The sequence below is a fragment of the Streptomyces sp. NPDC005963 genome, assembly GCF_040638655.1.
In the GTDB taxonomy this organism is placed as follows: Bacteria; Actinomycetota; Actinomycetes; order Streptomycetales; family Streptomycetaceae; genus Streptomyces.
The window spans coordinates 393,800-415,082 of sequence record NZ_JBEXVD010000002.1 but is presented as its reverse complement, the minus strand read 5'-3'; the positions used below and the strand labels follow the sequence as shown (position 1 = coordinate 415,082).

The window sequence follows — 21,283 nt, the reverse complement described above, 5'->3', positions numbered from 1 at the left end:
AGCGATCGTGGCGCGCGACATCGCGGCTCCCACTGTCCCCACTCATCACCGGGAGCTGATCTCCTGGGTCGACGAGATCGCAGCAATCACCGAGCCGGACAGCGTGGTCTGGTGCGACGGTTCCGAGGCCGAGTACGAGCGCCTGTGCGAGGAGCTCGTCGCCAAGGGCACCTTCAAGAACCTGGACCCGATCAAGCGTCCGAACTCGTACTACGCCGCGTCCGACCCGTCCGACGTCGCCCGGGTGGAGGACCGCACCTTCATCTGCTCGGAGAAGGAGGCGGACGCAGGCCCGACCAACCACTGGAAGGCCCCCGCTGAGATGCGGGAGATCTTCACCGGTGAGCAGGGCATCTTCCGCGGCGCCATGCGCGGTCGCACGATGTACGTCGTCCCCTTCTGCATGGGCCCCGTCGGCTCGCCGCTGTCCGCGATCGGCGTCGAGATCACCGACTCCGCCTACGTCGCCGTCGCCATGCGCACCATGACCCGCATGGGCAAGCCCGTCCTGGACGAACTCGGCTCCGACGGCTTCTTCGTCAAGGCCGTCCACACCCTGGGTGCCCCCCTCGCCGAGGGCCAGCCGGACGTTCCGTGGCCCTGCAACTCCACCAAGTACATCTCCCACTTCCCCGAGAGCCGCGAGATCTGGTCGTACGGTTCCGGATACGGCGGCAACGCCCTGCTCGGCAAGAAGTGCTACGCCCTGCGGATCGCCTCCGTCATGGCCCGTGACGAGGGCTGGCTCGCCGAGCACATGCTGATCCTCAAGCTCACCCCGCCCAAGGGCGAGTCCCAGTACATCGCCGCGGCCTTCCCCTCCGCCTGCGGCAAGACCAACCTCGCCATGCTGGAGCCCACGATCCCCGGCTGGACCGTGGAGACCATCGGCGACGACATCGCCTGGATGCGGTTCGGCGAGGACGGTCGGTTGTACGCGATCAACCCCGAAGCCGGCTTCTTCGGCGTCGCCCCCGGCACCGGCGAGCACACCAACGCCAACGCCATGAAGACGCTGTGGGGCAATGCGGTCTTCACCAACGTCGCCCTCACGGACGACAACGACATCTGGTGGGAGGGCATGACGGAGGAGACTCCGGCCCACCTCACCGACTGGAAGGGCAATGACTGGACCCCGGAGTCCAGCACCCCGGCCGCCCACCCCAACGCCCGCTTCACCGTGCCCGCGGCCCAGTGCCCGACGGTCGCCCCCGAGTGGGAGGACCCGAAGGGCGTTCCGATCTCCGCGATCCTCTTCGGCGGCCGGCGCGCCAGCGCCGTCCCGCTGGTCACGGAGTCGTTCAGCTGGCAGCACGGCGTGTTCCTGGGCGCCAATGTGGCGAGCGAGAAGACCGCGGCGGCCGAGGGCAAGGTGGGCGAGCTCCGCCGCGACCCGTTCGCGATGCTCCCCTTCTGCGGCTACAACATGGGCGACTACATGGCCCACTGGCTCAAGGTCGGCGAGAGCGCCGACCCGGCCAAGCTGCCCAAGATCTACTACGTCAACTGGTTCCGCAAGAACGACGCCGGCACGTTCGTCTGGCCCGGTTTCGGCGAGAACAGCCGCGTGCTGAAGTGGATCGTCGAGCGTCTCGAAGGCAAGGCGGACGGTGTCGAGACCCCCATCGGCATCCTGCCGACCGCCGAGGCGCTGGACACCGAAGGTCTGGAGCTGGCCTCCGACGACCTCGACTTCCTGCTGAAGGTCGACACCGAGGTCTGGCGCGAGGAAGCCGCGCTCGTGCCCGAGCACCTCAACACCTTCGGTGACCACACCCCGAAGGAGCTGTGGGACGAGTACCACGCACTGGTGGCCCGACTGGGCTGACGCCCGACTCCGCTGCCGTCCGGGGCCACGGGCGGCAGCGGCCGGGCACCCGAAAGCGTCGCGGCAGAACACTCGACATCCGCCCTGACCCGTGGGGTCGCCACGGTCTGTCGCGACAGGGGCCCGACCTGTGGTCGGGCTGCACCAGCGGTCGGGCTGGTCCGCAGACCGATCCAGGACGGGCCCCAGGGGCGCCATCGCGCCCGCCCCGGCCCCCGGAAGCCCCCTCACGGCTTCCGGGGGCCGTTCGTTTTATCTCCGGGGACGGGCCGGACGCTGTGAGCTCGTGCAGGGCACCCGGTCCACGTGCCTGAGCGGCCCGTGGACCGGGGCCGTCAGTGGGCCCCGACCAGTCGGGGCGCGTCCAGGGCCGCGGCATGGGCATCCATGCGTTCCGCGGCGAGGATGGCGACCGTGGTGTCGGCGCGGGAGGCGGCGACCACCAGCGCCCGGCCCGCGAGGGCGTGCGCCCTTCGGTGCAGAACCTGTGGATCGCCCGCGCTCACCGCCCGGCGGCGCACGGGTGCCGCGCCCCGCAACCGGGTGATCTGGGCGGCGATGCGTTCGGCGGGTTCGCTCAGGGCCAACTCGTCGGTGACGGTCAGCAGCGCGGAGAGATGGCCGGCCAGTTGAATGTCCAACTCCTCCTCGCGGCTCCGGTGCGGATAGCCGTCGGACGGGGGAGTGGAGTGGACGGACTTGGTGCGGATCGGCTCGTACATGGGGGATAGCCTCCTGCTCACTTCCAGGAGACCATCCTAGCTTAGATCAAGTCTAAAGTTGACTTCGGTCGGATTCGTGGGGTGCGCAGACCGAGCGGGCAGGTGCCACCCCAGGTACGGCCATGCCCTCCGCGTCCCGGGACGGAGGGCATGGCCGTACCTGCGGTGGCATTGACCTAGGGCTGGCCGTAGCCGTCCAAGAAGGATCCGATCCTGGTGATCGCGTCCGCGAGTTCCGGCGCGGCGGGCAGGGTCACGATCCGGAAGTGATCCGGTTCCGGCCAGTTGAACCCGGTCCCGTGCACCACCATGATCTTCTCGGCCCGGAGGAGGTCGAGGACCATCTGTCGATCGTCCTTGATCTTGTAGACCTGTGGATCGAGCCGGGGGAAGAGGTAGAGCGCACCCTTGGGCTTGACGCAGGTCACCCCGGGAATCTGCGTGACCAGGTCGTACGCGACGTTCCGCTGCTCCAGGATGCGCCCGCCGGGGAGCACCAGGTCCTCGATCGACTGTCGACCGCCGAGCGCCGTCGCCACCGCGTGTTGGGAGGGCATGTTGGCGCAGAGCCGCATGTTGGCGAGGACGGTCAGCCCCTCGATGTAGGAGGCCGCGTGGTCCTTGGGCCCACAGACCGCCATCCACCCGGTGCGGTACCCGGCCACGCGGTAGTTCTTCGAGAGCCCGTTGAAGGTGAGGACGAGGAGGTCCGGGGCGATCGCGGCGGTCGGCGTGTGGGTCGTGCCGTCGTAGAGGATCTTGTCGTAGATCTCGTCGGAGCAGACGACCAGCTGATGACGCCGGGCGAGTTCGGTCAGACCGCGCAGCATCTCGTCGTCGTAGACCGCACCGGTGGGATTGTTCGGATTGATGATCACGATCGCACGGGTGCGGTCCGTGATCTTCCGCTCGATGTCCGCGAGGTCCGGCATCCAGTCGGACTGCTCGTCGCAGCGGTAGTGCACGGCCGTACCGCCGGCCAGTGACACCGATGCGGTCCACAACGGATAGTCCGGGGCGGGTACGAGCACCTCGTCGCCGTCGTCGAGCAGTGCCTGCATCGACATCTGGATCAGCTCGGAGACGCCGTTGCCGAGGTAGACGTCCTCGACGTCCAACTCGATGCCCTTGGTCTGGTAGTGCTGCATCACCGCGCGCCGTGCGGACAGCAGCCCCTTGGCGTCGCCGTATCCGTGTGCGCTGCCGAGGTTGCGGAGGATGTCCTCCAGGATCTCGGGCGGGCATTCGAACCCGAAGGCTGCCGGGTTGCCGGTGTTGAGCTTGAGGATGCGCTGCCCTGCTGCCTCCAGCCGCATTGCTTCCTCAAGGACCGGACCCCGGATCTCGTAACAGACATTCGCGAGCTTCGTCGACTGGATCACCTGCATGACCGTGAGCTTACGGCTGCGTATCGGCGGGCGCCGTGCGTTTTTCTGCGACTCGCGACAAGGAGCACCGGTACGGGAATGTCCTCTTTGGTGCTTCATTTGGCGAGAGTGGCCCGCGTCCTTGGAAAACGTTCCCCGGATGAGCCCGGAACCTGCGGTTCGCCCCCGGGCCGACCGTCAGTGGGGGATGAATGTTGCGCTCGTCACCTCGCCCGTAAGGGCCCTAATGAGGAGGCTCCGCGAGGCCGAAAACCATGAAAGAGGGAGAAAGTCACCGCCCCGGCCGTCGGAAGGAAGCGGCCGGGGCGGGGTTGCTCACTTACCTCAACGCCAGGGGGTCAGCTGTTCAGGGGCATTCCTTCCAGGCGAGGCGGTAGACGGTGTCGATGGCGCCGTCAGTGGAGTCCATCGCCATGAAGCTGGTGGTCTTCGTCCGGTCGGAGAGCCCGGGGCTCACCCGCAATTCGGTGTTCACGTTGAAGTTGCGCTTCACTCCGCAGGGAGCCCAGACCAGCTGGCCCCACTCGGTGGAGTTGGTGGCCTGCCAGTTGTCGTTCAGGGGGCCGCGGAAGTTGTGGGTGCGGGAGGCCGTGACCGGCGAACCCTGGAAGTAGTACGACGCCTTCTGGGTGCCGATCGCGGTGGGCTCCAGGCTGGCGAAGCCGCGGTAGTCGGTGCTGGCGATTGCGTACGTGAAGCCCTGCGGCACATGGAGCACCAGGCTGAGCTGGCAGTTCTTGCGGAAGTCGGTGGGCGAGGCGCCGACTCCCACCTTGGCGAGGTAGTCGCTGTAGGTCACGGTGAAGGCGGTGTTGTCCTCGGAGACGGCCACGGCCGCGGTGCCGGGGTGACAGCCCGATCCATTGATGGTCGCGATGTCGATGGTGATTTTCTCGGGCGGTGCGGCAAAAGTCACCGTTTTCGCGGAGGCGTTCGAAGCACCGAGCAGTGACGCCAATATGGCCGCCGCAGCACCACTTGCGAAAAGTGCACGAGACATGATTCTCCGTTCGATGGGAATGAGAATTCTTTCATCCAGAAAAGCCCATGACCGGGCAGGGTCATGACAATCCTTCAAGGAATGAAGCACTTTCCTGAAGGAGCGGATAGCGGAATGCTAGATACCGGGGGGTGTAGTTGCCAGAGGGTTAGCGACTCTGGTCGATATCGGCAATGAGTTGGCGTGAAACAGCCCCGGGGCTTGCTTTCGCATACCCCGGGGCCTTTTTGCTGACTCATGGTCAGTTATTCACTGCTGACAAATTGTCGGCAGTGAAGACGGAAAGTAGTCAGGCGTTCACACAGGTGTTGCCGAAGGCGGGGTTGAGAAGCCCGATCACGTTGATGGAGTTGCCGCAGACGTTGATGGGCACGTGTACGGGGATCTGAATCACGTTTCCGGACAGGACGCCGGGCGAACCGATCGCGGCACCAGTGGCGTCGGCGTCGGCCATGGCCGGGGCGGCAGAGCCCAGCGCCATGATGACACCCGCGATGACGGCAGCAGCCTTCTTGTGCTTCATCATGTTGATCCTTTCAGCGGCGGTGCGTACGCAGCGACGGCCTTCGCGCTGCGTCGACAGTTTTCTGTGCATTCGCTCCCCCGCAGATCTAGTAACGAGTGGATTCCCGGGAGGAAACCGCCATATGGCTAATCGTTCGAAATGTCACTCGTATGCCGCACTATATTTCTTCGGATCGGCAGCAAATTGCTTTAAGTGATAACTCAACGTAAAGCGATGGGGTGACTTCGTTCCCTTTTCGCGAGGACGACAGCGCCCGCGGCGGGGGGAATGAGTGTGCCCCCGAACGCCTTGCGCTCAGGGGCACACTCAGTTCGGCGCTTAGTTGTTGCCGGCGCCGTTGCCCGACAGGATCGGGATGTTGCTGAGGATGTGCGACAGCGGCTCGTCGCCCTTGGCCTGCGTGGAGTTCTCGGTGCACTGCTGGTTCTGCGGCGCCGAGAGGATCGGGACGTCCTGGACGGCGACCGGGATGAGGCCGATCAGCGAACCGACGTTGGCCTTCGCGGGCAGGGCGATGCAGGGCTTGTTCAGCGACCCCTGAACGAGGGCGAACTGCGGGCTCATGTCGCCGTGGGTGGCGGAGTTGCCGTAGGTCTGCGAGGCGCCGTTGCCGCTGAAGGAGGTGGTGCCGTTGTCGTTGCCGATGGCCAGGGCCGGGGAGGCCACGGCCGCACCGGCGCCCACCATCGAAGCGGTGACCGCTGCGGTAGCCAGAATCTTCTTGATCACTTGATGTCCCTTTTCGCTATGAACGATCGATCGTGGAGCAGACTGATCAACTGCCCTCGACCCGTTTGGTTCCGCCCGTTCACTCGAATGCGGCACTGCCCCCGACGATGATGACGAACGGAATATCAGCGGAGGTTCATACAAACGGACACCGGCAGGAAGGGGCGGACCGCCGCGCGTCTTCCCGCGCGCCATGCCAAGCAGGAAGCACGACTGCCCCACGACGCAATGCGCCGCCGGCTGGAGGCTTGCGCGAAGAAGAAGTCCAGGGGCGATCCGCCCGCTCCATTCAAGCAGCGCGCCCGGCCCGTACCGGCGCGACTTCACCCGTCTGCGGAATGAATCCGGGAACGCTTCCACAAAAGCAATGACCCGGGCGCCGAAACAGCACGAGCACCTCGACGCCCCAAGGGGTCGAGGTGCTCGTGATGCTGAGGGAAACCGCCGTCTCCGGAGGCCGGGAGCGCCAGGGGCCGACCGGAGACGGAACGGGGTCAGCTGTTGGCGACGCCGTTGCCGGAGAGGACCGGGATGTTGCTGAGGATGTGCGAGAGCGGCTCGTCACCCTTGGCCTGGGTGGAGTTCTCGGTGCACTGCTGGTTCTGCGCCGCCGAGAGGATCGGGACGTCCTGGACAGCGATCGGGATGGCGCCGATGAGGGAGCCGACGTTCGCCTTGAGCGGCAGGCCGATGCAGGGCTTGTTCAGGGAGCCCTGGACGAGGCCGAGCTGCGGGCTCAGGTCGCCGTACGTCTCGGAGTTGCCGTACGACTGCGAGGAGCCGTTGCCGCTGACCGAGGTGGTGCCCTGGTGGTCCCCGATGGCCATAGCCTGCGGCGCCATTGCTGCGCCCGCGCCCGCCACGGAGAGGGTGACCGCCGCGGTCGCCATAACCTTCTTGAACATGTTCCGTCCTTCTGTTCGTGGATGCCCACTGCTGGAGCGCCCTGACAACTACGACCTCGGTCGTTTGGTTCTCCCGGTTCACTCCAATGGGCCTTCGCGACCTTTCGCGGGCCGTTCATCAGACCAATCCGCCGAACAGGGGGTAGCGGGGATGTCGCCCGTGTCGTCTTCCCCGGTCGTCCGTTTCGATCTGTGTGAGCCCATCGCTGGGCAGAACATCGAACAGAAGGTGCTATCTCCCATGAAGACTGCCAAGAAGGTCGCCGTGGTCCTGGCCACTGCCGGTATGGCCGCTGGTGCCGCCGCGGGCTCCGCGTTCGCGGACAGCTCGGCCCACGGTGCCGCCGTTGGTTCCCCGGGTGTCCTCTCCGGCAACCTCGTCCAGGTCCCGGTCAACGTGCCGGTGAACGTCGTCGGCAACACCATCAACGTCATCGGCCTGCTGAACCCGGCCTTCGGCAACACCGGTGTGAACAGCTGACGTTCCGCACGCGCCACACATCGACAGTGGCGTCACCGGCATCCGCTGGTGGCGCCACTGTCTGCGTCCGGTACGGCTGCGCAGTCGGACGCCCGGGAATTGGTTCGCATCCACGGCCCGCGTCCTCGGTCGATGAGGAGCACGGGCACACGAGGAGGGGGTGCGGCTCAACTGCCGCACCCCCTCCTCGTGGTGCTCGGGCCCGCGGGCCCGAGCTTCAGCCGCCCAGTTCCACGCCACCGAGCAGCGGCGTGAGCTCGCCCGCGGTCCGGAGCACGTGCTGGGGAGCGTCGCCCTTGATCTGGTTCAGTCCGGTCGCGGTGTCGGCGACGTCCTTGACGGCGTCACCGCTGCCGCCGTTGAGGAGCGGCGTCTCGCTCACCGCGTGGGCCAGGCCGCCGTTCAGGCTCATGGGAGGCATGCCGGACGTGGCGGCCATGGCCGGAGACGCCGCGCCGAGCGCGGCCACCGAGCCGGCGATGATCGCGGCAACCCTCGTGTACTTCATCTCTTCGCATCCCTTTCTCCGGCGACGGTCATCGTCGCCTTCGCCTTGGGTAACGAGGTGCGGACGTCGGAGAAACCCTTGCGGAGATCCTCGTATCAAAGGCTCATGCTCTTGTCCGCACATCGGATCAACCGGTCGTGCGGTGAACGCCCGACGTCGACGGGGTGCGACAAGCCGACGTGCCCTGCGGGGTCGAAGGGTTGCGGGGTGCGGGAGATCCATACGGAACTGATTCCCGTGCGGCATCCCGTGCGGGTGGCCGGGAGAGCCGGGGCCGGGCGCCCAACGAGCAGCACCTGAAAGGGATGTGCGGAATCACTCGAAGGGATATTTGTTTTCGGTATCCACCGGGCAATCGCCGTCCTCTTTGGTGTTGCTGAGCTGCCGGTCATAGTACCTACAGCTCGGATAACCTCCAGATGGCCCTACAAGCGAGTCTGCGTGATTTCCAACTAGCTTTCTGACAAAGTGCACTCCTGCTTTTGTCATTGTTGACCAGGCATGGAGAGCCAGCCTCATGACGACATCGACGGGCTTCGCCGCGCGCGGCATCCTGGCTGCGCTGATCCTTCTCGCATTCTCGGGCAGTCCGCCGTCGGCTGCGACTTCCCCGGGCGCTACTTCTCCGGCCGCCACTTCTCCAGCCGCCGTGGAGGAATCGTCGAGAATTCCCTTCACCCAGCGGTATCAGGCGGTTCACCACGGCGGCATCGTGCGCGCCGCGAACTCCTCGATCACCTGTCGGACCGCCAAGTCCACTGCTCCTTCCTCCTGTTCCTCGGTCAAAACGGGAGCGTCAGGAACGAACGGCGACTTCGAGATGTTCTACATCGACGAGGACGACGACGCCAACACATACAACTCCAGCCGGGCCGAGCTCGTCCTGCCCAAGAGCTCCCGGGTGTCCTACGCCCGGCTCTACTGGGGCGGAAACCTGAGAGTCGGTGAACAGAAGCCGCCCAAGGACAACGGCCGCATTCTGATCACCGAACCCGGCGGCAAGTACAAGGAAGTCCTCGCCGATACCCAGATCGCCCATCGGGACACGGACGGCAGCGATGCGTTCCAAGCCTCGGCCGATGTCACCCCCCTGGTCAGGCAGAGCGGTTCGGGTCTCTACACGGTGACCCAGATCAATGTGGCGATGGGGTATTCCGGCGTCGGTTCCTGGGGCGGTTGGACCCTCGTCGTCGCCTACGAGAACAGCACCGAGCCGCTGCGCCACGTCTCGATCTGGGACGGATTCGAGACCCTGGACGCCGACCGCAGGAGCCACGACATCGCGCTCGCCGGATTGCGCATTCCCGCCCGCGCTGCCGCCCGGGCCGGATTCGTCTCCTACGACGGCGACCGGGGCGTCAGCGGGGATGCGGTGAACGTGGTGGCGGACCAGGGAAAGGCGTTCGAGCTCGCCAGTTCGACCAATCCGGCGACGGACATCATGAACTCCACCATCACCGGACCGGGTAATCCGATGAAACGACAGCCTGCTCATGTGAACACCCTGGGCTATGACTCGGACGTGTTCGACATCTCTCCCGCGCTGGCATCCGGCGGTAGTCGTTTGAATTTCACGTTCTCCGCCGAAAACCTCGGATACTTCCTCGGCGTTCTCTTCGTGCAGGCAGATACGCGCCGCTGAGTCCCGACCGCGGCGCTGCTCGCCCGAGCAGGTCCCCAGCCCACGTACCAAGAGAGCCGCACGTGCCGCAACGAAGCCGGACTGAGCCGAGCCCACCGACCATCCTCCACCTCGTGCAGCCGGTGGAGGGGGGAGTCGCCCGCGTCGTCACCGAACTGGTCAAGGCGCAGACCGAAGAAGGGCTGCGGGCCGTCGTGGCCTGCCCGAACGGCGGTGAACTCGCCGCCCGTGCCGCGGCGGTGGGCGCTCCCGTCCACCCCTGGCAGGCCGTACGGGCACCCGGCCCACGGCTCGTACCGGAAGTCCTCACCGCCGCCCGGCTGATCCGCGAACTGGCTCCCGACCTGGTGCACGCCCACAGCGCCAAGGCCGGGCTCGTCGCACGACTCGCCGTCCGCGGGCGCGTTCCCACCGTGTTCCAGCCGCACGCCTGGTCCTTCGACGCCGTCGGTCCCACCGCCGCCCGCCTCGCACTGACATGGGAGCGGCACGGCGCCCGCTGGAGCACCCGCACCCTGTGCGTCAGCGAATCCGAGCGCCGCGCAGGTGAGGCCGCAGGCATTCAGGCCCGCTGGGCGGTCATCCACAACGGCATCGACCTGGACCACTTCGGTACCGACCACGGCGGCGATGCACAACGGCGGGCCGGCGCACAACAACGCGCCCTCAGCGGTGTCCCCGTCGACGCCCCGCTCGTCGTGTGCGTCGGTCGGCTCTGCCGGCAGAAGGGCCAGGACGTGCTGCTGGCCGCCTGGCCCCGGATCAGGGACGCCGTGCCCTCGGCCCACCTGGTCCTCGTCGGCGACGGCCCCGAACGCGAACGCCTCAGCCTCGCCGCCCTGCCGCACGTCACCTTCGCCGGCGCGACCGCCGACGTCAGGCCCTGGCTGCACGCGGCGGACCTGATGGTCCTCCCGTCCCGTTGGGAGGGCATGGCGCTGGCTCCGCTGGAAGCCATGGCGTGCGGGCTGCCCGTAGTGGTCACCGACGTCAGCGGGGCCCGCGAGAGCCTGCCGCCCGGCCAGGAGGCCCACGGTCTCGTACCGTCCGAAGACCCCCGGGCGCTCGCCGACGCCGTGACCGCCCTGCTGAGGGACCCCGCCCTGCGCAACGCCCTCGGACAGCAGGCACGCAGCCACACCCGGGCCACCCGCGACTTCCGGACGACCGCCGCCGCCGTGTCCGGCCTCTACCAGGACCTTCTCAACTCGCCCCGCCCCCTGACGAGGAAGAGCGCCACACGATGACGACGGAGAGTGTTCCAGCGCACCACACCGCCCGCACGATGTCGGTCACCACGGCCGTCAAGACCACCGTCCATCCACCGCGCGGCGGCGCTCGGCGCGGGCCCGCGCCCCACGGTTCCTTCGACGCCTGGGACACCCACGGTCTGCGCCGGCACGGACAGTTGGCCGGATTGCTCACCGCCGACGTACTGGCGTACGCCGTGACCGCCGCCCTGCTGGCACCGCACGACTGGCCCGGGCCCCTCCTTGCGCTGCTGGCCCTCGTACCGCCCGCGCTGCACGCCTGCCGAGGGCTGTACCGTCCCGTCCTCTCCCCGTCCCCCCTGGTGGACGCGCCCGCACTCGGCGGCCTCGCGCTGCTGCAGTGGCTCGCCATCGCCGAGGTCCTTGCCGCCCACGACCCGCAGTACGCCGCGGATTGGCGGCACATCGCGCTCGCCGTCGTCTCCCAGACGGCACTGTGCTGCGCCGCCCGCGCCCTCGTCCACCGCGCGCGGCGCTGGTCGGCACGGCGTTCCCCGCAATCGGTCCTCATCGTCGGCCGCACCGCCCTCACCCAACAGCTCACCACCACCCTGTACGACCACGCGGAGTACGGGATGCGGCCCGTCGGGCACGTCGACATCGGCAGGGCGGCCACCGTACCCGCGCCCGCGTCCGACACGGGCTCCCTGCCGTTGCTGACCTCCACCCAGGACGTCAGCAGGGCCGTCATCCAAAACGCCGTCCGTCACGCGGTGTTCACCCAACCACCCGCATCGGACACCGAGTCCGATGCCCTCCTCGCCCTCTTCGCCGAACACCGCTGCGCCCTGTGGCTGGTCGACGGCGGTGCGGCCGTGGGGCAGACCTGGCGGCGGGCCGCCGGCCACGACCACCTCTGGGGCTTCTCCGTCACACCGTTGCACAGCGGACTGCACCGTCCGCTCGCCCGGACGGTGAAGCGGGCCCTCGACACCTTCGTCGCCGCGGTCGTGCTGGTCTGCGCCGCACCGGTCCTCGCCGTGTGCGCGCTGGCCGTACGCATCGCCGACGGCCCCGGCGTCCTCTTCCGGCAGGAACGCATCGGCCTGGGCGGACGGCCCTTCACCCTGCTGAAGTTCCGCACCCTGCGCCCGACCGACGAGCAGGAGTCCGCCACCCGGTGGAACATCGCGCTCGACCGGCGGATGAGCACCACCGGAAACCTGCTGCGGCGCACCTCGCTCGATGAACTCCCCCAGTTGTGGAACGTGCTCCGCGGTGACATGAGCCTGGTGGGCCCCCGGCCCGAACGGCCGTACTTCGTGACCCAGTTCAGCCACACCTACCCCGGCTACCGCGACCGCCACCGGATGCCGGTCGGAATCACCGGGCTCGCGCAGGTCAACGGGTTGCGTGGAGACACGTCCATCGAGGAGCGGGCCCGCTTCGACAACCACTACATCGCCACCTGGTCGCCCTGGCGGGACATGTGCATCCTGGCGCGCACGGCCACCTCGCTGTTCCGGCTCGGAGGCAGTTGACGATGACGGCCCTCCCACTCGTACCGTCGCGACCTCGCGGGAGCAGCGCACGCAGCACGGCCGTCCTCCGGTCGAGATGGCTGCCGCTCCTTCCACTGCTGGGTACGGTCCTGCTGCTCGCTGCGCCCCTGCCCGCCGGCAGCGAGGCGGGCGCCGGCGGTCTCGCCCCCGCCGACCTGGCGTCCGTGGGGCTGGTCGTCTTCTGTCTGCTGCGCACGCTCCGGCTGCGCGCACGCCCCCTCACCCGGGTCTGCGCCGTCGTCTTCGCGCTGCCCGCCGTCGCGGTGACCGTCGCCACCGTCACCGCCGCCGACCCGATGGCCGGCCTCACCGGATACGTCCGCTACCTCCAGGTCTTCGTCCTCGTGCCGATCGCGGTGGTCCTGCTGCTGCGCGACGCCCGGGACTTTCGGGTCGTCACCGGAGCGCTGGCACTGCTCGCCCTCGTCCAAGGCGCGATCGGCGTCCACCAGTACGTCACCGGCACCGGGGCCTCGTACATGGGGGAGGACATCCGGGCCGTCGGCACCTTCGGGCCCACCGATGTGATGGGGATGGCGACCGTCGTCGCCTACGGGTTGTTGGCAGCCGCCGCGATGGCGTTGCGTCCGCCCGAAGGTGCCCCGCGCTGGTTGCGGCCCCTCGCGATCGCGACGACCGCGGCGCTCGTCGTGCCGCTCGCACTCTCCTTCAGCCGCGGCACCTGGATCGCCACCGCGGTGGCCGCGGTCGCCGTCATCGTGCTCACCGGCGTGGCCAGGGCGGTACGGGTACTGCTGGTGCTGACCGCCGTGTCCGTGGTGCTCGTCGGCGGTCTGGGCGTCGGCTCCGAACTGGTCGCACAGCGGCTGACCAGCATCACGCAGGTCACCGACGCCCCCGACCGATCCGTCACCGACCGCTACACCATGTGGTCCGCCGCCGCGAGCATGTGGCGCGGGGAGCCGGTCCACGGGGTCGGCCTCAAGGGCTTCCCCACCCACCGCGACGGCCATGCCTCCATCGGCCTGTCATCGGGCAGTGACACCGCGGGCGCCGGCCGTGCCTTCGAACGACAGCCCCTGCTCTCGCCGCACAACATGTACCTGCTGATCCTCAGCGAACAGGGCCTCATCGGCGCGACGGCGTTCCTCGGCAGTTGGGGGGCCATCCTCCTCGGTTCGCTCCGACGGCTGCGCGCGCGCTGCGGGGCGGCCGACTGCGGTCTCGCCGCCGTCGCCCTGATGCTCTGGCAGACGGTGGACTTCCTGTACGCGGACATCGGCGGGCCCTCCACGGTGCTCACCGGGGTGGTACTCGGGCTCGCCGCGTGGTGGGCACTGGCCCCGGCCGCACGCGACGGGGCGAAGACCGCGTGAACGACCGGGACGCACAGGCCGACGGGGCACCGCAGGCACCGGCGCGACCCGCGGAGGACCCACAGGAGGTCGACAGGTCCGCCGGCTGGCCCCCTCCGGTACCGAAGCCGCCCGGGCCGGTCCGGGACCGCGCCGCGGACGCCACGCCCCGGCTGGGGAACTTCCTCGCCCGAGCCGCCGCCGTCACCGCGTCCCTCACCGTCGCGGGCGCCCTCCTCGGGCTCGTCCGCGACCAGGCCATCGCCCAGTTCTACGGCGCGAGCACCGACAGCGATGCGTTCCTCATCGCCTGGACCGTCCCCGAGATGGCCGCCACCCTCCTCATCGAGGACGCGATGGCCCTCCTCCTCGTCCCCGCCTTCAGCCACGCCATCGCGCGCCGAGCCGCCGACCGCGCCCGCGACCCCGACCCCCGAACCGATCCCACCCGCGATGCGGTACGGGATCTCGTCGCCGCCACCCTGCCGCGGCTGTTCACCGCCCTCGCCCTCGCCACCGTGCTGCTGATCGCCCTCGCACCGCAGTTCGTGCGCGTCCTCGCCCCCGGATTCGCCGATCCCGAGCTGGCCGTCGACTGCACCCGGCTCACCGCCCTGACCGTACTGAGCTTCGGCATCACCGGGTACTTCAGCGCAGCCCTGCGCGCCCACGGCCGCTTCCTGCCCCCCGCCGGCGTCTACGTCGCCTACAACACCGGCATCATCGCCACCGTCCTCGCCCTCCACACCGTCTGGGGCGTGCGGGCCGCCGCCGCGGGGGTCGCCGTCGGCGGCCTGCTGATGGTCCTCGCCCAACTCCCCGCTTTCCTGCGCCAGGTGAACCACCCCACCGCAGCCGGCCAGCCGGGCCCGCGTCGACGGGTCCCGCGCCAGCGCGAGCCCGCACCCCTCATCGGCTTCGCGGTCGTCGCACCGATCGTGCTGTTCGCCGTCAGCCGGCAGTCGCAGGTCCTCGTCGAACGGTTCCTCGCCTCGTCGCTGCCGGGCGGGGCCATCTCGCACCTGAACTACGCGCAGAAGGTCGCCCAGATGCCCATGGTGCTGTCGCTGATGATCTGCACCGTCACCTTCCCGGCCGTCGCCAAGGCCATGGCGGAAGGCAACCGCGAACGGGCCCGCCGCCGGGTGGAGAACGACCTCGCCCTCGCCGGCCTCGTCGTGCTCCTGGGCACCGCCCTCATCCTCGGATACGCGCCCCAGATCATCGAAGTCCTCTTCCAACGAGGACAGTTCGACGCGGCCGACACCGCGACCACGGCGACCGTGATGCGCGTGTACGCGGCCGGACTGCTGGGTCACACCCTCGTCGGCGCACTGGGCCGGCCGTTCTTCTCCTCCGGCCGCCCCACCTGGTACCCCGCAGCCGCCATGGCCGTCGGGCTCGTCGTCACCGTCGCCGCCGGCACCGCTGCGGTCGGGCCCTGGGGCGTCTACGGCATCGCCGCCGCGAACGCCGCCGGCATCACCACCACCGCCCTGTTGCTCCTGTACGGGCTGGGCTCCCGGGTGGTCTCCATCCACGTGCCCGCCATCAGCCTGGCCCTGGCCCGTCTCGCCGTCGCCGCCGTCGCCGCCGCAGTGGCCGGCCGGCTCGCCTCCTCCCTCACCCCCCACTCCCTGACCGCCCTGGCCATCGGGTGCCTCGTGGTACCCGCGGTCTTCACCGTCACCGGACTCGCCGTCCGGGCCCCGGAAGTCGTCCATCTGCTGGCACTCACCCGACAGAGGATCCGTCATGTCCGCTGACACGGCGACGGCCCACAGCGCCGCCGACACCACCGCCCTCGACTCCACCATCCGGCCCTGGATCCTGATGTACCACTCGGTCGCCGACCCCACCGACGACCCGTACGGCATCACCGTCGCCCGCGACCGGCTCGACCTCCAGCTCCGCTGGCTGCGCCGCCGCGGCCTGATCGGCGTCGGTGTGGGCACCCTGCTGCGCGCCCATGCGCACGGCCACGCCGCCAACCTCGTCGGGCTGACCTTCGACGACGGGTACGCCGACTTCATCGACGCGGCCCTGCCCGTCCTGCGCCACCACGGCTGCACCGCCACGCTGTTCGTGCTGCCCGGACGCATCGGAGGCACCAACGAGTGGGATCCGGACGGGCCCCGCCGCCCGCTCGTCGGCGAGGACGGCATCCGCACCGCCATCGCCGCCGGCATCGAGATCGCCTCCCACGGACTCGCCCACACCGATCTGACCCGGACCGACGACGAGGAACTGCGCCGGGAGACCTGGCACAGCCGCCAATGGCTCGCCGAACTGACCGGAACCGCACCCGAAGGCTTCTGCTACCCGTACGGGACGGTCGACGCGAGGGTCGTCGGCGCCGTCCGTGACGCCGGCTACGGCTACGCCTGCGCCATCAGACCCGCCGGCGCGCTCACCGGCCCCTACGCCCTTCCCCGCACCCACATCAGCCAGGCCGACCGGTCCGTACGCCTCGGAGTCAAGCGACTGCGGCACCGGCTCGGCCGGTGAACCGGATGCGTGTACTCCATGTGATCACCGGGCTCGGGGCCGGCGGCGCGGAACAGCAACTGCGGCTGCTCCTGCGCCGACTCCCGGTGCGCTGCGACGTGGTCACCCTCACCAACCCGGGGTCCGTGGCGGAAGGGCTGCGCGCCGACGGCGTCCACGTCACCCATCTGGGGATGCGCGGCAACCGCGACCTCGGGGCGCTGCCCCGGCTCACCCGACTGATCCGACACGGCCAGTACGACCTGGTGCACACCCATCTCTACCGGGCCTGTGTCTACGGGCGCCTCGCCGCCCGCCTCGCCGGGGTGCGCACCACGGTCGCCACCGAACACTCCCTGGGCGCCGCCGAGATCGAGGGCCGGCCGCTGACCGTGCCGACGCGCGCCCTCTACCTCGGGACGGAACGGCTCGGAACGGCGACCGTCGCCGTGTCCGAGACGGTCGCCCGCCGACTGCGGGACTGGGGCGTACCGGCCGAGCGCATCCATGTCGTCCCCAACGGCATCGACGCCTCGCACTTCCGCTACGACCCGCAGGCCAGACTGGACGTACGGGCCCGACTCGGCATTCCCCCGGACGCGTTCGTGGTGGGCGGAGTGGGCCGGCTGGTGCCCGGGAAGCGCTTCGACGCACTGGTACGGGCGGTGGCGGCACTGCCGGGCGTCCAACTGCTGCTGGCCGGCGACGGCCCCGAACGCACCCGTCTGGCCGCCCTCGCCACCGAACTGGGCGCCGCGGATCGCGTACGGCTGCTCGGCGAGTGCGACGGCGACGCGGGCGACGGGCACCGCCCCGACCTGACTGGACACCCGGCCGGACACCCGGCCGGACACCCGGCCGGACACCCGACTGAGATGGCCGGCACCTGCACCGTTCCCCATCTGCTCTCCGCCGTCGACGTCTTCGTCTCCGCCTCCCGCGAGGAGGCGTTCGGACTGGCCGTGATCGAAGCACTCGCCGCCGGCCTCCCCGTACTGCACGGCCCCTGCCCCGCCGTCGACGACCTGCCCGCCCACCAATCCCCCGGTGCACTGCGCTGTGACGGCAGCACCGATCAACTCGTCGCCGCACTGCGCAGACAACTCGCCGCCGGGCAGCGACGCCAACCCCCACCGGCCGTCGTGGGCCACTACGACATCACCCGCAGTGGCGAACTCCTGATGGAGGTCTACGCGGGTGCCCTCGCCCGGTCCGCCGACCGGTACCGCACCGACCCCCTCCACCCCGTCTCGACCGAGAAGGCACGCCCATGACCGAGTCGCCCGAGCAAGAGCCCGCCCCCCACCGGCAGAAGGGGCGCGTCCGAGCCCGCTTCGCCCGTCTGTTCCGCTGGTGGACCCTGCCCGTCTGGGTGCTGGTCGGCGCGATCGGCGGAGCCGCGTACGGATTGCTCGCCCCGCGCCAGTACACGGCCACCAGCTATGCGATCGCCGTACCCGCCAAGGAAGCCCAACCCGGTGCTGCGCTCGGCTTCGCCCAGGCGTACGGCCGCATCGCCACCAGCGACTCCACCCTCGCCTACGCCCGGGTCGCCGCCGCCATGCCCGTACGGAAGCTCCGCAGCCAGGTGCGGACCGAGACCTCGCCCGACTCGCCCATGATCGCGATCACCGGCACGTCGAGCCGGCCCGGCGAAGCCGCCGACATCGCCAACGCCGTCGCCGACGCCCTCTTCGTGAGCAGCAACCAGGTCGCCAAGAGCACCGGGGTACGACTGCTCAGCTTCTCCCAGGCCATCCCCCCGGCCTCGCCCACCTCCCCGTCCGCGCGGGTGGCCACCGCGGTCGGCGGCTGCACGGGCGGGCTCCTCGGCGGTCTGATCCTCCTGGTGCGCCCCCGGCGCGGCGACCGTTCGGGCGCACGCGGGGACGGCACGGCAGCCCCGGAGACCGGCCAGCCGGCGACGGCCACCGTGGTACCGGCACCCGCCGGCGAAGCCACCGGCAAGCAGCGCGGGCGCGTCTGATGAGCGCACAGCACACGGCTGCGGCCGTCACCCTCTGCCGGGACCCGCGGACCTTCGCCCGGCTCCGACCGGAGTGGGACGACCTCCAACGCCGCTGCGCCAGCGCCACCCCCTTCCAGAGCCACGCCTGGCTGGACTCGTGGTGGCTCTCCTACGGAACCTCCGGGCGGTTGCGGGTGGTGCTGGTGCGCCGGGAGGGCCGGCTCATCGCCGCGGCGCCGCTGATGCTGGTCCATCGACCGCTGCCGGTCCTGGTCCCCCTCGGCGGGACCATCTCCGACTACGGAGACGTCCTCGTCGACGATGACCACATCGAGGAAGCGCTCGCGGCCCTGGAGCGCGGACTGCTCGCCGCCGCCCGGCACGCCGTCATCGACCTACGGGAGGTGCGCCCCGGTGCCGCCGCCGAGTGCCTCTACGACCAGTGGCGCGGCGCCAAGCGGCGACTGGTGGACTCGATCTGTCTGGAACTGCCGGCCGAGCCCATGGACGACCTGGTCAAACGGCTGCCGGCCCATCGTGCGCAACGGGTGCGCGCCAAACTCCGCAAGATCGACTCCCTGAAGATCGAGGACTGCGGGGTGAGCGAGGACGAGGTGCCCGATGCCGTCGGACATCTGCTGCGACTCCATGAACTCCAGTGGCGGGGGCGCGGAGTCACCCTCGAACACGTGCGTCCGCGGTTCGCGGAGCACCTGGTACGGGCCACCCGGCGCATGATCCGCGACGGAAGCGCCTCGCTGATCGAGTACCGGCAGGACGGCGAAGTGGTCGCCGCCAGTCTGACGCTGCTCTCGGCCAACCTCTCCGGGGGATATCTGTACGGCGCCCACCCGGGGTTGCGGGAGCAGAAGGTCGATGTGGCGACGATGTTGCTCCGCCATGACGCGGACCACGCCGACGCCACCGGCCGCCGGGTGGTGAGCCTGCTGCGCGGTCAGGAGTCCTACAAGAACCACTGGCGGCCCCGGGCCGTGACCAACCAGCGGCTGCTGATGGCCCCGGCCGCGTGGGAGCCCGCCCTTCGGCTGCACGCCGCGCGAGCACAGGCGCGCAGTCGCGCGGCGGAGACCGTGGTGGCACGGTTCCCCGCCGCGCAGGAGTGGCGGGCCCGGCTCAACGACTGGCGGGCGCAGTCCCGCCCGCGCTAGCGGACTGCTGCCGGTGTGTCAGTCGGCAGTGTTGGTCGAGTCGGCTGTCGAGTCGGCTGTATCGGTTGTGTTGTTGGTGCCGAAGGGCCAGGTCGCCGGCCAGGGGACCGTGACGCAGAACGTGTCTTTGGACACCCATCTGCTGATCCAGTCCCCGAGGTCGAGGGGCACGCACCACTTCCTGGAGTTGAGCGGGGCCACGGGTCCGAGCGGTACGGGCACCAGCGGGCTCGGCAGGGCGGTGGGTGTGGGCGTGGGTGTCGGGGCGGGAGCGGGCTCCTCTGGCGCGACCGTCGGTGTCGGTGTCGGTGTTGCGGTGGGAGTGGCTGTCGGTGTCGGTGTTGTGGGGGATGGCTCGGCCGGTGTGGGTGCCGTCGTGGGCGCCGCTGATGTGGCGGTGGGTGTGGGAGTCACGCTCGGCGCGGAAGCCGAAGGAGCGGGAGCCGATGGCACGGGTGTGGACGGCACGGGTGTGCTCGGGGTCGGTGCCTGCGGGGTCGGTTGGGCGGGGGCCGTCACCGAAGGCGCGGGTACCGACGGCGTTGGAGCGGAGGACACGGGTGCGGACGGCGCGGGAGCGGAAGGTGCCGGAGCGGAAGGTGCTGCGGGCGTCGGCGCGGAAGGCGTGGGGAATGGCGTTTGGAAGGGAGGGGGAGCGGACGGTGTGGGAATCGTGGGGGTGGGAACCGAGGGCGTGGGGAACGGCGTGGGAAGGGGCGGCACGGTCGGTACGGGCGGGATCGTCGGCACCGTACCCGGCTGCCCCAGCAGCATGGAACGGTAGACCTTCGACGACTCGGGGTTGTTGCCGCACTGCCAGACGCCGTGGGGACAGTAGTCCGTGATGGTCTGGTACAGCGGCTTGTGCCGTGCGATCCATTCCAGCATCCCCCGCATATAGTCGGGGTTGTCGCCGTTCCGGAAGAGTCCCCACTCCGGGTATGAGATCTGCTTGTTGTGGGCCGCCGCGAATTCCACCTGCTTGTAGAGTCCGTACGGTGCCGACGCCTGCTCCTCGAATGTCTTTCCGGGCGCTTGGTCATAGGAATCCATCCCGATGATGTCCACCACCTCGTCACCGGGGTAACAATCGGTCCAGGGAATCGCGTCCGTACCCCTGTTCGGGGCGAAATCGAAGCGGAACGACTGACCCGGAACAGAACGCATCGTCGTGACGATGCGTTTCCAGTACGTTCGCCACGAGCGGGGGTCGGGACCGCAGCGGTGGCTGTAGGTGGTGCCGTTCATCTCCCATCCGAGCACGATCACCGTGTCCGGAACCCCCAGATTGACCAGTCGTTCGGCCAGCGTCCGGAAATGGTGATCGAAGTGACCCGCCGCACCGGCCCTGAGCAGACGGGCGACCTCCCAGTCACTGAGCCGGGCCTCGTTCCGCTCCATCATGGGCACGTTGAGCACCAGCATTCGATCGGCGGCACTGCGTCGCCAGTGCGCCCAGTCCCGCAGGAACAGGGGTGCTCCTTCGATGTTGCTCCACCGGTCGCCGGGCAGATAGGTGTGCCCTACCCGAAGTTGCGCCCCGCCCAGCCAGCGCGAGAACTGCTCGATGCGCCGTACGCCGTCGGCCCCGTAGGTGAGATAGGCGCCCATGGCGGTGGCGGTGGCGGACGCGGCGGGCGGAACGGGATCGACCTCCGCGGCGCGGGCCACGCCAGCCATCTGTACTCCCCACGCGCCCGTTGAGGCGAGGAGGCTGACGGCAATCGTCCCGATGGAGATACCCGTGAGACGGCGCCGACGGTTCATAGCTCCTCCTTAGGAAAGCCGTTCGCCCCCGGCAAGCGAATCCGCGGGGGCGAAACCGCCGCTGATTTAACGG

Annotated in this window: 18 protein-coding genes and 1 pseudogene; 11 read left to right on the top strand and 8 right to left on the bottom strand. The window is 69.4% G+C overall.

The window, feature by feature from the left end:
* Positions 1-7 precede the first annotated feature (7 nt).
* Positions 8-1,828, top strand: coding sequence for a phosphoenolpyruvate carboxykinase (GTP) (locus ABZ348_RS05055; protein WP_358929437.1), 1,821 nt, complete (start codon positions 8-10; stop codon positions 1,826-1,828).
* A 335-nt stretch (positions 1,829-2,163) separates the two neighbouring features.
* Here ABZ348_RS05055 and ABZ348_RS05050 read toward each other — a convergent pair whose 3' ends face one another.
* From ABZ348_RS05050 to ABZ348_RS05025, 6 genes are all read right to left on the bottom strand, one after another.
* A complete protein-coding gene (locus tag ABZ348_RS05050) occupies positions 2,164-2,550 on the bottom strand; it encodes a hypothetical protein (RefSeq protein WP_358929435.1) in 387 nt (128 codons plus the stop codon).
* 176 nt (positions 2,551-2,726) lie between these two features.
* Entirely contained in the window at positions 2,727-3,938 is a 1,212-nt protein-coding gene (locus ABZ348_RS05045; RefSeq protein WP_358929433.1) for a pyridoxal phosphate-dependent aminotransferase, read from the bottom strand.
* 346 nt (positions 3,939-4,284) lie between these two features.
* Positions 4,285-4,938 carry a DUF4360 domain-containing protein gene (locus ABZ348_RS05040; RefSeq protein ID WP_358929431.1) on the bottom strand — a complete coding sequence of 218 codons (654 nt, stop codon included), beginning with the start codon at positions 4,936-4,938 and terminating at the stop codon, positions 4,285-4,287.
* 289 nt (positions 4,939-5,227) lie between these two features.
* On the bottom strand, positions 5,228-5,461 hold the full coding sequence (locus tag ABZ348_RS05035) for a chaplin (RefSeq protein ID WP_358929826.1): 234 nt from the start codon (positions 5,459-5,461) through the stop codon (positions 5,228-5,230).
* A gap of 321 nt (positions 5,462-5,782) precedes the next feature.
* Complete coding sequence (locus ABZ348_RS05030) at positions 5,783-6,193, bottom strand: rodlin (RefSeq protein WP_358929429.1); 411 nt, start codon at positions 6,191-6,193, stop codon at positions 5,783-5,785.
* 494 nt (positions 6,194-6,687) lie between these two features.
* A complete protein-coding gene (locus ABZ348_RS05025; protein ID WP_358929427.1) occupies positions 6,688-7,098 on the bottom strand; it encodes a rodlin in 411 nt (136 codons plus the stop codon).
* Positions 7,099-7,339: 241 nt separating this feature from the next.
* On the opposite strand from ABZ348_RS05025, the gene ABZ348_RS05020 reads away from it, so the two are divergent.
* Positions 7,340-7,579: a chaplin gene (locus tag ABZ348_RS05020; RefSeq protein WP_358929425.1), complete on the top strand. Its 240-nt coding sequence runs from the start codon at positions 7,340-7,342 to the stop codon at positions 7,577-7,579.
* A 217-nt stretch (positions 7,580-7,796) separates the two neighbouring features.
* Here ABZ348_RS05020 and ABZ348_RS05015 read toward each other — a convergent pair whose 3' ends face one another.
* Positions 7,797-8,087, bottom strand: coding sequence for a hypothetical protein (locus tag ABZ348_RS05015; RefSeq protein ID WP_358929423.1), 291 nt, complete (start codon positions 8,085-8,087; stop codon positions 7,797-7,799).
* 517 nt (positions 8,088-8,604) lie between these two features.
* On the opposite strand from ABZ348_RS05015, the gene ABZ348_RS05010 reads away from it, so the two are divergent.
* The 9 genes from ABZ348_RS05010 (at position 8,605) to ABZ348_RS04970 (ending at position 19,443) form a co-directional block, all read left to right on the top strand.
* Positions 8,605-9,729: a DUF3344 domain-containing protein gene (locus ABZ348_RS05010; protein ID WP_358929421.1), complete on the top strand. Its 1,125-nt coding sequence runs from the start codon at positions 8,605-8,607 to the stop codon at positions 9,727-9,729.
* Positions 9,730-9,791: 62 nt separating this feature from the next.
* Positions 9,792-10,976 carry a glycosyltransferase gene (locus tag ABZ348_RS05005; RefSeq protein ID WP_358929419.1) on the top strand — a complete coding sequence of 395 codons (1,185 nt, stop codon included), beginning with the start codon at positions 9,792-9,794 and terminating at the stop codon, positions 10,974-10,976.
* On the top strand, positions 10,973-12,481 hold the full coding sequence (locus ABZ348_RS05000; RefSeq protein ID WP_358929417.1) for an exopolysaccharide biosynthesis polyprenyl glycosylphosphotransferase: 1,509 nt from the start codon (positions 10,973-10,975) through the stop codon (positions 12,479-12,481). The genes ABZ348_RS05005 and ABZ348_RS05000 overlap by 4 nt, the downstream gene beginning before the upstream one ends.
* A gap of 2 nt (positions 12,482-12,483) precedes the next feature.
* Positions 12,484-13,839 carry an O-antigen ligase family protein gene (locus tag ABZ348_RS04995; RefSeq protein WP_358929415.1) on the top strand — a complete coding sequence of 452 codons (1,356 nt, stop codon included), beginning with the start codon at positions 12,484-12,486 and terminating at the stop codon, positions 13,837-13,839.
* Positions 13,836-15,584, top strand: coding sequence for a lipid II flippase MurJ (locus ABZ348_RS04990; RefSeq protein WP_358929413.1), 1,749 nt, complete (start codon positions 13,836-13,838; stop codon positions 15,582-15,584). The genes ABZ348_RS04995 and ABZ348_RS04990 overlap by 4 nt, the downstream gene beginning before the upstream one ends.
* Entirely contained in the window at positions 15,574-16,326 is a 753-nt protein-coding gene (locus ABZ348_RS04985; protein ID WP_358929411.1) for a polysaccharide deacetylase family protein, read from the top strand. The genes ABZ348_RS04990 and ABZ348_RS04985 overlap by 11 nt, the downstream gene beginning before the upstream one ends.
* Before the next feature lie 5 nt (positions 16,327-16,331).
* The gene (locus ABZ348_RS04980) at positions 16,332-17,579 is read left to right on the top strand and encodes a glycosyltransferase (RefSeq protein ID WP_358929409.1); all 1,248 of its coding nucleotides are present in this window, start codon (positions 16,332-16,334) and stop codon (positions 17,577-17,579) included.
* On the top strand, positions 17,576-18,292 hold the full coding sequence (locus tag ABZ348_RS04975; RefSeq protein ID WP_358929407.1) for a lipopolysaccharide biosynthesis protein: 717 nt from the start codon (positions 17,576-17,578) through the stop codon (positions 18,290-18,292). The genes ABZ348_RS04980 and ABZ348_RS04975 overlap by 4 nt, the downstream gene beginning before the upstream one ends.
* Complete coding sequence (locus ABZ348_RS04970; RefSeq protein WP_358929405.1) at positions 18,292-19,443, top strand: GNAT family N-acetyltransferase; 1,152 nt, start codon at positions 18,292-18,294, stop codon at positions 19,441-19,443. Before ABZ348_RS04975 ends, ABZ348_RS04970 begins: the two co-directional genes overlap by 1 nt.
* A 618-nt stretch (positions 19,444-20,061) precedes the next feature.
* On the opposite strand, the pseudogene ABZ348_RS04965 reads toward ABZ348_RS04970, so the two are convergent.
* A pseudogene (locus ABZ348_RS04965) lies at positions 20,062-21,210 on the bottom strand (glycosyl hydrolase); the annotation flags it as partial.
* Positions 21,211-21,283: the final 73 nt, after the last annotated feature.

Coding starts and splice junctions, on each gene's coding strand:
- ABZ348_RS05050 (WP_358929435.1), bottom strand. CDS start 2,550: ATGTACGAGCCGATCCGCACCAAGTCCGTCCACTCCACTCCCCCGTCC.
- ABZ348_RS05045 (WP_358929433.1), bottom strand. CDS start 3,938: ATGCAGGTGATCCAGTCGACGAAGCTCGCGAATGTCTGTTACGAGATC.
- ABZ348_RS05040 (WP_358929431.1), bottom strand. CDS start 4,938: ATGTCTCGTGCACTTTTCGCAAGTGGTGCTGCGGCGGCCATATTGGCG.
- ABZ348_RS05035 (WP_358929826.1), bottom strand. CDS start 5,461: ATGAAGCACAAGAAGGCTGCTGCCGTCATCGCGGGTGTCATCATGGCG.
- ABZ348_RS05025 (WP_358929427.1), bottom strand. CDS start 7,098: ATGTTCAAGAAGGTTATGGCGACCGCGGCGGTCACCCTCTCCGTGGCG.
- ABZ348_RS05020 (WP_358929425.1), top strand. CDS start 7,340: ATGAAGACTGCCAAGAAGGTCGCCGTGGTCCTGGCCACTGCCGGTATG.
- ABZ348_RS05015 (WP_358929423.1), bottom strand. CDS start 8,087: ATGAAGTACACGAGGGTTGCCGCGATCATCGCCGGCTCGGTGGCCGCG.
- ABZ348_RS05010 (WP_358929421.1), top strand. CDS start 8,605: ATGACGACATCGACGGGCTTCGCCGCGCGCGGCATCCTGGCTGCGCTG.
- ABZ348_RS05000 (WP_358929417.1), top strand. CDS start 10,973: ATGACGACGGAGAGTGTTCCAGCGCACCACACCGCCCGCACGATGTCG.
- ABZ348_RS04995 (WP_358929415.1), top strand. CDS start 12,484: ATGACGGCCCTCCCACTCGTACCGTCGCGACCTCGCGGGAGCAGCGCA.
- ABZ348_RS04985 (WP_358929411.1), top strand. CDS start 15,574: ATGTCCGCTGACACGGCGACGGCCCACAGCGCCGCCGACACCACCGCC.
- ABZ348_RS04980 (WP_358929409.1), top strand. CDS start 16,332: ATGCGTGTACTCCATGTGATCACCGGGCTCGGGGCCGGCGGCGCGGAA.
- ABZ348_RS04975 (WP_358929407.1), top strand. CDS start 17,576: ATGACCGAGTCGCCCGAGCAAGAGCCCGCCCCCCACCGGCAGAAGGGG.
- ABZ348_RS04970 (WP_358929405.1), top strand. CDS start 18,292: ATGAGCGCACAGCACACGGCTGCGGCCGTCACCCTCTGCCGGGACCCG.